The organism is Pseudomonas sp. 58 R 12, assembly GCF_900005865.1.
Classification (GTDB): Bacteria; Pseudomonadota; Gammaproteobacteria; order Pseudomonadales; family Pseudomonadaceae; genus Aquipseudomonas; species Aquipseudomonas tritici.
Window position 1 is genome coordinate 12,608 of record NZ_CVTP01000013.1, and the last position, 11,136, is coordinate 23,743.

Annotated in this window: 14 protein-coding genes; 8 read left to right on the forward strand and 6 right to left on the reverse strand. The window is 60.4% G+C overall.

The window, feature by feature from the left end; genetic code table 11:
- Position 1: 1 nt before the first annotated feature.
- The gene (locus BFP95_RS06450) at positions 2–397 is read right to left on the reverse strand and encodes a hypothetical protein (protein WP_049710170.1); all 396 of its coding nucleotides are present in this window, start codon (positions 395–397) and stop codon (positions 2–4) included.
- 83 nt (positions 398–480) lie between these two features.
- Here BFP95_RS06450 and BFP95_RS06455 point away from each other — a divergent pair, with 83 nt between their 5' ends.
- The 3 genes from BFP95_RS06455 (at position 481) to BFP95_RS06465 (ending at position 3,086) form a co-directional block, all read left to right on the forward strand.
- Positions 481–831 (forward strand): MerR family transcriptional regulator, encoded by a 351-nt coding sequence (locus BFP95_RS06455; RefSeq protein ID WP_065909631.1) that lies wholly within the window; start codon positions 481–483, stop codon positions 829–831.
- Between the two features lie 25 nt (positions 832–856).
- Positions 857–1,543 carry an SDR family oxidoreductase gene (locus tag BFP95_RS06460; RefSeq protein ID WP_065909633.1) on the forward strand — a complete coding sequence of 229 codons (687 nt, stop codon included), beginning with the start codon at positions 857–859 and terminating at the stop codon, positions 1,541–1,543.
- A 184-nt stretch (positions 1,544–1,727) separates the two neighbouring features.
- Positions 1,728–3,086 carry an 8-oxoguanine deaminase gene (locus tag BFP95_RS06465; RefSeq protein WP_065874246.1) on the forward strand — a complete coding sequence of 453 codons (1,359 nt, stop codon included), beginning with the start codon at positions 1,728–1,730 and terminating at the stop codon, positions 3,084–3,086.
- A gap of 45 nt (positions 3,087–3,131) precedes the next feature.
- Here BFP95_RS06465 and BFP95_RS06470 read toward each other — a convergent pair whose 3' ends face one another.
- Positions 3,132–4,223, reverse strand: a complete 1,092-nt coding sequence (locus tag BFP95_RS06470; protein ID WP_065909635.1) for a calcium:proton antiporter — start codon at positions 4,221–4,223, stop codon at positions 3,132–3,134.
- A gap of 194 nt (positions 4,224–4,417) precedes the next feature.
- On the opposite strand from BFP95_RS06470, the gene BFP95_RS06475 reads away from it, so the two are divergent.
- On the forward strand, positions 4,418–5,371 hold the full coding sequence (locus BFP95_RS06475) for an adenosine deaminase (protein ID WP_065874248.1): 954 nt from the start codon (positions 4,418–4,420) through the stop codon (positions 5,369–5,371).
- 154 nt (positions 5,372–5,525) lie between these two features.
- On the opposite strand, the gene BFP95_RS06480 is transcribed toward BFP95_RS06475, so the two are convergent.
- Both BFP95_RS06480 and BFP95_RS06485 read right to left on the reverse strand, forming a co-directional pair.
- Positions 5,526–6,215 carry an ArsR/SmtB family transcription factor gene (locus BFP95_RS06480; RefSeq protein WP_065874249.1) on the reverse strand — a complete coding sequence of 230 codons (690 nt, stop codon included), beginning with the start codon at positions 6,213–6,215 and terminating at the stop codon, positions 5,526–5,528.
- A gap of 137 nt (positions 6,216–6,352) precedes the next feature.
- On the reverse strand, positions 6,353–7,279 hold the full coding sequence (locus tag BFP95_RS06485; protein WP_065879955.1) for a LysR family transcriptional regulator: 927 nt from the start codon (positions 7,277–7,279) through the stop codon (positions 6,353–6,355).
- A gap of 118 nt (positions 7,280–7,397) precedes the next feature.
- On the opposite strand from BFP95_RS06485, the gene BFP95_RS06490 reads away from it, so the two are divergent.
- The 3 genes from BFP95_RS06490 to BFP95_RS06500 all read left to right on the forward strand — a co-directional run bounded on the left by BFP95_RS06490 (position 7,398) and on the right by BFP95_RS06500 (position 9,059).
- Positions 7,398–7,691: a putative quinol monooxygenase gene (locus BFP95_RS06490; protein ID WP_065874251.1), complete on the forward strand. Its 294-nt coding sequence runs from the start codon at positions 7,398–7,400 to the stop codon at positions 7,689–7,691.
- Between the two features lie 26 nt (positions 7,692–7,717).
- Complete coding sequence (locus BFP95_RS06495; RefSeq protein WP_065889023.1) at positions 7,718–8,731, forward strand: zinc-binding alcohol dehydrogenase family protein; 1,014 nt, start codon at positions 7,718–7,720, stop codon at positions 8,729–8,731.
- Positions 8,732–8,876: 145 nt separating this feature from the next.
- Positions 8,877–9,059 carry a hypothetical protein gene (locus tag BFP95_RS06500; protein ID WP_049710180.1) on the forward strand — a complete coding sequence of 61 codons (183 nt, stop codon included), beginning with the start codon at positions 8,877–8,879 and terminating at the stop codon, positions 9,057–9,059.
- Between the two features lie 8 nt (positions 9,060–9,067).
- On the opposite strand, the gene BFP95_RS06505 is transcribed toward BFP95_RS06500, so the two are convergent.
- Complete coding sequence (locus tag BFP95_RS06505) at positions 9,068–10,261, reverse strand: multidrug effflux MFS transporter (RefSeq protein ID WP_065879953.1); 1,194 nt, start codon at positions 10,259–10,261, stop codon at positions 9,068–9,070.
- A gap of 85 nt (positions 10,262–10,346) precedes the next feature.
- The gene (locus BFP95_RS06510; protein WP_065874254.1) at positions 10,347–10,544 is read right to left on the reverse strand and encodes a heavy-metal-associated domain-containing protein; all 198 of its coding nucleotides are present in this window, start codon (positions 10,542–10,544) and stop codon (positions 10,347–10,349) included.
- A 147-nt stretch (positions 10,545–10,691) separates the two neighbouring features.
- Here BFP95_RS06510 and BFP95_RS06515 point away from each other — a divergent pair, with 147 nt between their 5' ends.
- On the forward strand, positions 10,692–11,072 hold the full coding sequence (locus tag BFP95_RS06515) for a hypothetical protein (RefSeq protein ID WP_065874255.1): 381 nt from the start codon (positions 10,692–10,694) through the stop codon (positions 11,070–11,072).
- The last annotated feature ends 64 nt before the right edge of the window (positions 11,073–11,136 follow it).

Below are 11,136 nucleotides of genomic sequence, written 5' to 3' on the forward strand. Positions count from 1 at the left end.
ATCAATCTGCCGGTACCGACCGCACCGGCAGCAGTTGCGCGATGCCCCACAGCACTTCAAACAGCACAATCCCCCAAAGTATCGACGTGGCACCGTGCGCCAGCGCGTAGAGCTGCCAAGTGCTAAACAATGCGCGACCTGCTGCATCGTACACACCGAATTTGCGCTGGGGATCACGAATTCGCAGCACCGCCCATACGCACACAATCGACCCCAGCAAATTGGCCATCAGCACATGCGCCGGGGCAAACGGCGGAAATTCCCCAGGCAGGTTCAAGCCCTGCAACAGGCTGTGCAAAAACAAAAAACTCCACGGCGTGACAAACGCTGCGGTAACGATCAAGTCATACCAGGCGCTGGCACGCACCAGGGTTCGGTATTGGGCAGTGGTCCACATCTCAACTAGCTCCTTTAATTCAAGAAGCCAGCAAGGTAAAGCCTGGAGTATGCTCCAAGGTCAAGCCCCTTCGAGTGCGCCCGATGCGTATTGGCGAATTAGCCCAGGCCAGCCAGGTCAGCCGCGACACCCTGCGTTTCTACGAGCAGCGCGGGTTGATCGCCGCACAACGCAGTGCCAACGGTTACCGCGACTACCCTGCGGACATGGTGCAACTGGTGCTCTACATCAGGACCGCGCAACGCCTGGGCTTCAGCCTGGGCGAGATCGGCAGCAGCGTCGCCACCCTGTGGCACGCGCCCGACCCCGACAGCGCCGTCACACAACTGCTGCAAGACAAGCTCAACCTGATCGAAACCCGCATCGCCGAACTCGGCCAATTGCGTCACGAGTTGCAGCAAAGGCTCGGGCAACGTTGTCCATTGAACCCGTGAACCTCCATTCCACAGGAAGCCCTTCATGTCTACGCCAAAAACCGCATTGATCATCGGCGCCTCGCGCGGGCTGGGCCTTGGCCTGGTCAAGCAACTGCTCCAGGACGGCTGGGACGTGACCGCCACCGTGCGTGATCCGAGCAACGCCGATGCCCTGAAAGTCGTCGGCCCGGTGCAGATCGAGAAACTCGACATGGACGATCAGCAAGCCGTGATCGCCCTGAGCAGGCGTCTCAAGGAACGCACGTTCGACCTGCTGTTCGTCAACGCCGGCGTCAAGGGACCCGCCAATCAAGAACCCGGCCACGCCACCCTGGCCGAAGTCGGCCAACTGTTCTTCACCAATGCCGTGGCGCCGATCAACCTGGCCCAGCGCTTTGTCGGGCAGATCCGCAAGGACAGCGGCGTACTGGCCTTCATGAGTTCGGTACTGGGCAGCGTGACCATCCCCGACGGGGCGGACCTGGCGCTGTATAAGGCCAGCAAGGCGGCGCTCAACTCCATGACCAACAGTTTTGTCACCCAACTGGGTGACCCTAAACTCACGGTGTTGTCACTGCATCCAGGCTGGGTGAAGACCGATATGGGCGGCGAAAATGCGCACATCGATGTCGACACCAGCGTGCGCGGCCTGGTGGACCAAGTGAATGCCTACACCGGTAAAGGCGGCCATCACTTCATCGATTACAAAGGCGACACCATCGCCTGGTAAATACCCATCCACTGTGGGAGCGGGCTTGCCCGCGATAATCTCAAGAGCACCGCGCTCCTACAGATAGACCCGAACATAGACTACAAGTAAACTCTGCCCCTCGCCTTCACCGGCGACCCTGGATCAGCAGACAGGGCAACACTGAGCTGGCAAACCTGAACCCATCATTCAGAGGAGCCGGCCAATGCCTGCGACCCGTATCTGGTTAAAAAACCCCCTCGCGATTTTCACTGCCAATGGTCTCGATGGCCGTGGCGGCCTGGTGCTGCAAGACGGTGTGATCACCGAAGTACTGGGCTGGGGAAGAGAGCCTGCCGTGCCTTGCGGGCATGTCTTCGACGCGCGCGAACATGTGATCCTTCCCGGCCTGATCAACACCCACCACCACTTCTATCAAACCCTGACCCGCGCCTGGGCGCCGGTGGTCAATCAGCCATTGTTCCCTTGGTTGAAAACCCTCTACCCGGTCTGGGCGCGGCTGACCCCGGAAAAACTCGCCCTGGCGTCGAAGGTGGCACTCGCGGAGTTGCTGCTTTCTGGCTGCACCACGGCGGCAGACCACCATTACCTGTTCCCTGACGGCCTGGAAAACGCGATCGACGTGCAAGTTGAAAGCGTGCGCGAATTGGGCATGCGCGCCATGCTAACCCGCGGCTCCATGAGCCTCGGCGAAGCCGATGGCGGCCTGCCTCCGCAGCAGACCGTGCAACAGGGCCAAGTCATCCTTGAAGACAGCCAACGCCTGATCCGCGACTATCACCAGCGCGGCGACGGCGCACAGATCCAGATTGCCCTGGCCCCCTGCTCGCCGTTTTCCGTCACCCCGGAAATCATGCAAGCCAGCGCCGAACTGGCCAACAGCCTCGACGTACGCCTGCACACCCACCTGGCGGAAACCCTCGACGAAGAAGACTTCTGCCTGCAACGCTTCGGCCTGCGCACCGTGGATTATCTGGACAGCGTCGGCTGGCTCGGCCCGCGCACCTGGCTGGCGCATGGCATTCACTTCAACCCGGATGAGATTGCGCGCCTGGGCGCCGCCGGCACCGGCATCTGCCACTGCCCAAGCTCGAACATGCGTCTGGCGTCCGGCATCTGCCCGACGCTGGACCTGCTGGCAGCAGGCGCACCGATCGGCCTGGGCGTGGATGGCTCCGCCTCCAACGATGCGTCAAACATGATCCTTGAAGCACGCCAAGCCCTGTACATCCAGCGCTTGCGTTACGGCGCGGAAAAGATCACCCCGCAAGGCGTGCTGGGCTGGGCGACCAAAGGTTCAGCGCAGTTGCTCGGGCGTACAGACATTGGCGAATTGGCGGTAGGAAAGCAGGCCGACCTGGCGTTGTTCAAGCTGGATGAGCTGCGTTTCTCCGGCAGCCACGACCCAATCTCGGCACTGCTGCTGTGCGGTGCGGATCGGGCGGATCGAGTGATGATCGGCGGCAAGTGGCGTGTGATTGACGGCCAAGTGGAAGGCCTGGACCTGAAAGGCTTGATCGCCGATCACACCCAGGCGGCACGGCAGTTGATCGCCGGAACCTAATCCAAACAAAGCTCCCACATTAGTTTTGGGGTGTGCCGAAGACCCTTACAACCCCAACAACGACAACATAATGAAGGTCGCAAACAACACAAAATGCGTCATCCCTTCGATGGCATTGGTTTCGCCATCGTTGAGGTTGATCGCGCTCACAATGAGCGTGATCAACACCATCACGGTCTGCACCGGCGTCATCGCCATCTGGAACGGCTGGCCGGTGTAGAGCGCCATGGCTTCCATCACCGGCACCGTCAGGATCACCGTCGACAACGAAGCACCCAACGCAATATTCAACACCGACTGCATGCGGTTCGCCAACGCGGCGCGCAACGCCGTCAAAATTTCCGGCGCTGCCGAAATGGCCGCGACCACAATCGCCGTGATCACCGGCGGCGCGCCCGTGCCTTCCAGGCCAAGGTCCAGGGTCTTAGACATCACTTCGGCCAATGCACCGATCACCACCACCCCAAACACCAGCGTGCCGATGGAAAATGCCAGGTTAACCGACGGCGCTTCCTGTTCTTCCGGCTGCTTCTTGCGGCGTTTTTCCGGGTAGCTGTAGCTGAAGAAATAACTGTGCGGTCCCACCTGCATGCGCAGGAACAGGGTGTACAACACCACCATCGCGCCAATGGTGAAGGCCGAGTAAATTTTCCAGTCGGCTTCGGGGATGAATTCCGGCACCACCATCGACACGCCCATGGCGGTGAGGATCATCACGCTGTAAGTACGCGCCGAATCGTCGTTGTAGGACTGTTCACCGTGCTTGATACCGCCCATCAGCGCAGCCAGGCCGAGAATCCCGTTGATGTCGAGCATCACCGCCGAGTAAATGGTGTCGCGCACCAGGGTGGGCGAAGGCTCGTTGCTCATCATGATCGCCAGGATCACCACCTCCACGAGCACGGCGGCCAGGGTGAGGATCATGGTGCCGTAGGGGTCGCCGACTTTTTCCGCGAGTTGCTCGGCGTGATGGGCAACGCGCATCGACGCCATCACAATAAAGCCAATGAGTGCCGCGCCAGCCAGCAGCGCCACCATTTGTCCGCTGTGCAGCATCCAGTGCTCCAGCGGGTAGGCGGCGATGGCGGCAATCAGCGCCAGCAGCATGAATTTTTCTTGCTTGAGTGAGGTGAGCATTTCGGGCCTTTTAGTACCGCAAATCTGTCATTGATGGGGTACAGACTGCGCGATGTCGCTAACGTTTCGTTACATCTTAATTGAGAGGGTTCTTGCATGAATAAAGCCAAAACTCTCCTGCTGGTCAGGTTTTACCGATTATTTCAGCCATGGCCTGTAGAATGCCGCCATTGCACCTGATGAGAATTTAGAAAATGTACGATTGGCTCAACGCCCTGCCCAAGGCTGAATTGCACCTGCATCTGGAGGGCTCGCTGGAGCCTGAGTTGCTGTTCGCCCTGGCCGAGCGCAACAAGATTGCTCTGCCGTGGAACGACGTCGACACCCTGCGCAAGGCCTACGCGTTCAACAACCTGCAAGAGTTTCTTGACCTGTACTACAAGGGCGCCGATGTGCTGCGCACCTCCCAGGATTTCTACGACCTGACCTGGGCCTACCTGCTGCGCTGCAAAGCGCAGAACGTGATCCACACCGAACCCTTCTTCGACCCGCAGACCCACACCGACCGTGGCGTGCCGTTCGAAGTGGTGCTCAACGGCATCGCCGCTGCCCTTAAAGATGGCGAGCAACAACTGGGCATCACCAGCGGTTTGATCCTCAGCTTCCTGCGCCACTTGAGCGAAGCCGAAGCCGAGAAAACCCTGGACCAGGCCTTGCCGTTCCGTGACGCGTTTGTGGCCGTGGGCCTGGACAGTTCGGAAATGGGTCACCCGCCGAGCAAGTTCCAGCGCGTGTTCGACCGCGCCCGTCACGAAGGCTTCCTCACCGTGGCCCACGCCGGTGAAGAAGGCCCGCCCGAATACATCTGGGAAGCCCTCGACCTGTTGAAGATCGAGCGTATCGACCATGGCGTGCGCGCTATCGAAGACGAGCGCTTGATGCAGCGCATCATCGACGAGCAGATCCCGCTGACCGTGTGCCCATTGTCCAACACCAAACTGTGTGTGTTCGACGACATGGCCCAACACAACATCCTCGACATGCTCGAGCGTGGCGTGAAGGTGACGGTGAATTCGGATGACCCGGCGTACTTCGGCGGCTATGTCACCGAGAACTTCCACGCGCTGTACACCTCGCTGGGCATGACCCAGGACCAGGCCAAGCGCCTGGCGCAAAACAGCCTGGATGCCAGACTGGTCAAGCCATAATTGACTGAACGCAGTCCAACATGTGGGAGCTGGCTTGCCTGCGATAGAGGTGTATCAGTGAGCAATTTATTGCCTGGCACACCGCTATCGCGGCGGTTCGACGGTTCGACAAGCCCGGCTCCCACATTGAACTCATCGTTCTCACATCACCACCTCACCCAGCCAGGGTGAATCGGGCGATTTCCCGCTGCCCGATAGCGTGCACCTGCAAGGCCTGCGACTCGTTGATCACACTGATCCAGTTCGACTGCAAAAACAGTTGCAACAACCCTGCCCCCAACGCACCGCCCAGGTGCGGTTGCTGCTGGCTCCAGTCAAAACAGCTACACACCAGCGGCGATGCCAATGCCTGAATGAAAATACCCAGGCCGGCCAAGTGCTGCGCGCCTTTGACCGTAATGTCGGTACGCAACTCATAGCGCTCGATCCACCCCGCCTCCAACAGATGTTGATACAACTGCGCCCCCAGCTCCCCGCCGAGGTGGCCGTGGCACAACCGGGCATGGCGTAACAGCGGCGGTGCAACCAGGGCCGCCGCTGTTACGCCCGGCGCGCTGCGTGCAACACACGCCATGGTGGTTCTGGCCAAGGCATCGATGGCAGCGCTGACATCAGGTGCCGCAACACGAAACAAACGCTTGCCACGCCGGGCCTCAACCCGCAGCAAACCACCTGCGGTCATTCGCGCCAAGTGCGCATTGGCGGATGTCGGAGACAACCCGGCGAGCGTTGCCAACTCAACCGGCGATTTGGCCGAGCCATCCATCAAGGCCCACAGCATGGCGGTGCGTTTGGGCTCGGCGAGCAAGCTGGCGATCTGACTGATGCAAGGTGCCACTTCCATCTTTTCACTCCCTGTCGATTTATTTTTCTACTGAGGTTGGCGCCAAAGTATAGGGCCGTAAATCGCCGGTTCCACGGCGTCTGACAGCGTAGATAGGGACGGTATCTGAGTGAAATTTCCTGCTTTGATGGAGGCCGTTACGTCGCGCTCAATGGCTCCGGTAATTGGGCAGTCAACATCGCACAACGGGACACGAGCATTTCCCGCAACAGGTTGATGGGTTTGCTCAGTTGCGCGCGATGAGCACACAGCAGATTGAGTGGCGTACGCTCACCGCGCAGCTCAGGCAGGATCAAGCGCAGGCGCCCGGCCAGCACGTCAGTACTCACATCCAGCCAGGACTTGTAGGCAATGCCTACACCCGCCACCGCCCAGCGGCGGACTACGTCGGCATCGTCACTGAAACGGTCGCCGGAGACGGTCAGGCTGACGTCGCGTTTACCGTCGTGAAAAGTCCAGTGGTCGTGGACCCGGCTACCGAGCATGTACAGCAGGCAATTGTGCTGGGCCAGTTGATCCAACTGCCGAGGCTCGCCAAACCGCGTGAGATAGCTGGGGGAAGCGCATAACACGCGAACGTTTTCCGGCGCGACGGGGAGCGCGACAAGGCTGGAATCCTCGGGTTCACCGTAGCGTAGGGCGATGTCCACCGGCTGGCGGAACAAGTCGGCAATTCGATCACCCAACAACAGGCGCACGCTCAGTTGCGGGTGCTCATGCTGGAATTCATCCAGCCACGGCAGCAATTGGTTACGCCCGAAATCGGAAGGCGCCGACAGCTGGAGCACGCCACTGACATGGTCCTGGCCGCTGGCCAATAAGCGCCGCCCTTCATCCAGCGAGCTCAACGCGGCGCGAGCATATTCCAGGAAACCGTCGCCTTCAGCCGTCAAGCGCAGGCTGCGGGTAGAGCGCGCCAGCAAGCGCGTGCCCAGTTGCTGTTCGATGCGCTTGAGCGCGGCACTGGCTACCGCAGGCGACAGGTCCATCACCCGTGCGGCAGCGGACAGGCTACCCAGGTCCGCCGCACGCACAAACAACTGCAAATCATCAAAACGCAGCATGCATTCCCGCTCATTATCAAAATTTGGTTGAAACAGACCTTTGTTTTAGCGGCTTTTATCTCCTGGGGAAATAGCCAATCATCCGTGCATCCCGTTCATTACGTATCTGGAGTTGAATATGTCCACTGCCTTTAACGTCATCGCCACGCTGATCGCCAAACCCGGCCAGCAGGCCACCTTGGAAACCTTGCTGCGCGGCCTGCTGGAACCCACCCGCCTTGAGGCCGGTTGTGAGCAGTACGACCTGCACCAGGACCTGCAACACCCCGAAACCTTCTACATGCTCGAACGCTGGAGCGACGACGCAGCACTGGCCGACCACGACCAGAGCGCGCACATCCAGAGCTTTCGCGCCAAGGCCGCTGATGTGATCGAACACTTCGACCTCAAGCGCCTGAAGTTTCTTGCCTGATCACCCGCCCTTTTCCTGGAGCCATCATGAAAGCCATTGCCTACTACGCCTCGCTGCCGATCAACGACCCGAACGCCCTGCAAGACATTGAGTTGCCAGCGCCCGTCGCCGGCCCGCGTGACCTGCTGGTGGAAGTCAAAGCCATCTCGGTCAACCCGGTGGACACCAAAGTGCGCCAGAACGTCGCCCCGGAAAACGGCGCCGCCAAGGTGCTGGGCTGGGACGTGGCTGGCGTGGTCAAGGCTGTCGGCAGCGAAGTGACGCTGTTCAAGGCCGGTGACAAGGTGTTCTACGCCGGCTCTCTGGTACGCCCGGGGGGCAACAGCGAATTGCACACCGTGGACGAACGCATCGTCGGGCACATGCCGAAAAGCCTGGGTTTTGCCGACGCTGCCGCCCTGCCACTGACCGCCATCACCGCCTGGGAACTGCTGTTCGAACGCCTGCAAGTGCGTGAAGGCAAACAGGATGAAGGCCAGAGCCTGCTGATCGTCGGCGCCGCGGGTGGCGTAGGATCGATCCTGACCCAGTTGGCCAGCCAGCTCACCGCCTTGAAAGTGATCGGCACCGCTTCGCGCCCGGAAACCCAGGAATGGGCCAAGGCCCTCGGCGCCGACCTGGTGATCGATCACAGCCAACCGCTGAGCGAAGCGCTGAAAGCAGCCGGCCACGCGCAAGTGACCCACGTCGCCAGCCTGACCCAGACCGACCATCACCTGGACCAACTGGTCGAAGCCCTGCAACCCCAGGGCAAGCTCGCGCTGATCGACGATCCCAAGGCACTGGACGTCAGTAAGCTCAAGCGCAAGAGCCTGTCACTGCATTGGGAGTTCATGTACACGCGCTCGATGTTCGAAACCCCGGACATGATCGAACAGCACAACCTGCTCAATCGCGTGGCCGAACTGATCGACGCAGGTACCCTGAAAACCACAGTGGGTGAGCACTTCGGTGTGATTAATGCGGCGAACCTGCGGCGTGCCCATGCGCTGCTGGAAAGCGGCAAGGCCAAGGGCAAGATCGTGCTGGAAGGGTTCTGAAAAACGTCTGTCAGTGTTGTCCATTATTCCTGTGAGTAATGGACGACACCGCTAGTCTGAGAGTTGATCTTTGTCATATGTGTGAGCGTATTCGGGTTTATATTGGCCGCCTTTGCCACGATTCTTTTACGTGAGGAAGTCAGCAATGAAGATCCTGATAAAAGCGTTAGCAAAATCCGCAGGCAATAAATGGCAGGTTCGTCTCGACGGCGACGCGTTCACCTTCCGCACCGAGGCCGAAGCCCGTGCCTTTGCCGACACCCTGCAAGCCCGTATCCAAGCCCCCCACCGCTTTCCGAACAGCCAGCAACGCTCCGCCGCTGGCTGATCCGCGCTTCAGCCCTGCGCCTGCTCGGCCCTCGCCCGTTGCAGGCGCTGGGTCGACATCGCAATCGTTACCGCCAATACACCGCACAGGCTGATGACGATGGCCATCGGCATCGCCGTGCCGTCGTGCAGCAGACCCACTAATGAAGCAGCGCCCGCCGCCACGCCAAACTGAATGCACCCGAGCAGCGCCGACGCGCTACCGGCGCGTGCACCCTGCCCGCCCATGGCACACGCCGAGGTATTGGGCAAAATGCAGCCCAGGCTCGCGATGCAGATAAACAGCGGCACCAGCAACGGCCACAGCGCTTCGGTGCGTAAGGCCGTGATGCCGAGCAGCGTCAACGCCGCCAACAGGTAAACCCACACACTGCGCGACAGCAGGTACGCCGGGCCACGCTTGGCCAGCAACCGCGCATTCACCTGTGCCACCAGGATAAAGCCTGCGGCATTAGAGCCAAACAGCCAGCCGTAATGCTCGGCTGGCACGCCGTAGAGTTGGATAAACACGAACGGTGAACCGGCAATGTAGGCAAACATCCCGGCAATCGAAATACCGCCGGTGAGCGCGTAACCCAGGTAAACCCGATCGGACAACAGCGAGCCGTAGCGACGTAACGACCCGGACAACGGCTGGCGCGGCTGATGGGCCGGAAAGGTTTCCGGCAGCCCGATCGCCACGGCGATTGCCGCCATCACGCTGAATATCGACAGCGCCAGGAAAATCGACTGCCAGCCCCATAATCCCACCATCACACCGCCAGCCAGCGGCGCGAGGATCGGCGCCAGGCCGGTGACCAGCATCAATTGGGAAAACACTTTGGCCGAGCCCACCGCATCGCATTTGTCGCTGACCACCGCGCGGGAAATCACCATGCCGGCGCAGCCACCGAGGGCCTGCACGAAACGCGCGCCGATCAGCCATTCCAGGGACGGCGCGAAGGCGCAGGCAAAGGAGGCCAGCGTAAACAGAGTGACACCACTGAGCAGCGGGCCGCGTCGACCAAAGCGGTCCGCGAGTGGGCCATAGATCAACTGGCCGATGGCCAGGCCAGCGAAGTACACCGCCAGGGTCAGCTGGATGTGTTTTTCATCGGTGGCAAAGGCCTTGGCCATTGCCGGGAAGCCCGGCAGGTAAAAATCGATCGCCAACGGAGCGAAGGCGCTCAAGGCGCCCAGAATCAGGATTATGCGAAGGTTCATCGGGCACCCAAGTCAAACGGCAGCCCGACAGTCTAGCCGCGCTTGGGCGCATTGAACACGATAGCTCGCTAACTATTTTTACCCGTCAGGCAAGCTTGGCGCTGTAGCCTTCTTCCGTGATCAGGCTGATCACCTGTTCGGCAGACAGGCGGCTCTCGACGCCGACCTCCTTTGCCGCCAGGTCGACCTTTACGCTGGCCGCCGGGTCCTGGCTCTGCAGCGCCTGGGTCACCGCTCGAACGCAATGGCCGCAGGTCATTCCTTCAACGCTGAATACTTGCATGACATGACTCCTTTGATGAGGTTGAACCCAGTCTCGACCTTGCCACGATGGTAAGGTCAAGTTCTGAAAACTTCTGCCGGGCTGGTATTTGGCGGCCTCAAAGGCCAAGCTTCATTCCTCTTCGATTCAAACCACGGAGCATTCGCTATGCGCTGGTCTTTTTTTGCCCTTGCCGGCCTGATGAGCTTGTCTGCCGCTGCGCCCCAGGCCGTTGCCGCAGAAGACTATGCGGTGCTGATCATTTCCCGGGAACGCCTGGAAGTGCCGACCAACTGCGAGATCGGCCTATACCTGAATGATCAACTGGCCGGCCGGTTGTTCCAGGAGCAAGCCACGTCGTTCAACCTGCCGGCGGGCAACCTGTCGTTGCGCTTGAAGCTGCTACCGGGCCAATCCCCAGGTTGCCTGCCAGGCCTGCTCGCGCCACCCGCGCAGAACATCACGCTCAAGGTCGGTGACGTGCGCAAATTGCGCATCGCCCAGGGCCCCGACGGCATGTACCTCAAACCCGCCGCACTGGAATATTAACGGCGCTTGACCTTCCCCACAGGTCAAGGTTGATCCTAGGGGCAACTTCTCCTGGAGGACTGCC

Bases quoted from the DNA above. Each gene is read 5' to 3' on its own strand.
- BFP95_RS06450 (WP_049710170.1), bottom strand. From the start codon at position 397: ATGTGGACCACTGCCCAATACCGAACCCTGGTGCGTGCCAGCGCCTGG.
- BFP95_RS06455 (WP_065909631.1), top strand. From the start codon at position 481: ATGCGTATTGGCGAATTAGCCCAGGCCAGCCAGGTCAGCCGCGACACC.
- BFP95_RS06460 (WP_065909633.1), top strand. From the start codon at position 857: ATGTCTACGCCAAAAACCGCATTGATCATCGGCGCCTCGCGCGGGCTG.
- BFP95_RS06465 (WP_065874246.1), top strand. From the start codon at position 1,728: ATGCCTGCGACCCGTATCTGGTTAAAAAACCCCCTCGCGATTTTCACT.
- BFP95_RS06470 (WP_065909635.1), bottom strand. From the start codon at position 4,223: ATGCTCACCTCACTCAAGCAAGAAAAATTCATGCTGCTGGCGCTGATT.
- BFP95_RS06475 (WP_065874248.1), top strand. From the start codon at position 4,418: ATGTACGATTGGCTCAACGCCCTGCCCAAGGCTGAATTGCACCTGCAT.
- BFP95_RS06480 (WP_065874249.1), bottom strand. From the start codon at position 6,215: ATGGAAGTGGCACCTTGCATCAGTCAGATCGCCAGCTTGCTCGCCGAG.
- BFP95_RS06485 (WP_065879955.1), bottom strand. From the start codon at position 7,279: ATGCTGCGTTTTGATGATTTGCAGTTGTTTGTGCGTGCGGCGGACCTG.
- BFP95_RS06490 (WP_065874251.1), top strand. From the start codon at position 7,398: ATGTCCACTGCCTTTAACGTCATCGCCACGCTGATCGCCAAACCCGGC.
- BFP95_RS06495 (WP_065889023.1), top strand. From the start codon at position 7,718: ATGAAAGCCATTGCCTACTACGCCTCGCTGCCGATCAACGACCCGAAC.
- BFP95_RS06500 (WP_049710180.1), top strand. From the start codon at position 8,877: ATGAAGATCCTGATAAAAGCGTTAGCAAAATCCGCAGGCAATAAATGG.
- BFP95_RS06505 (WP_065879953.1), bottom strand. From the start codon at position 10,261: ATGAACCTTCGCATAATCCTGATTCTGGGCGCCTTGAGCGCCTTCGCT.
- BFP95_RS06510 (WP_065874254.1), bottom strand. From the start codon at position 10,544: ATGCAAGTATTCAGCGTTGAAGGAATGACCTGCGGCCATTGCGTTCGA.
- BFP95_RS06515 (WP_065874255.1), top strand. From the start codon at position 10,692: ATGCGCTGGTCTTTTTTTGCCCTTGCCGGCCTGATGAGCTTGTCTGCC.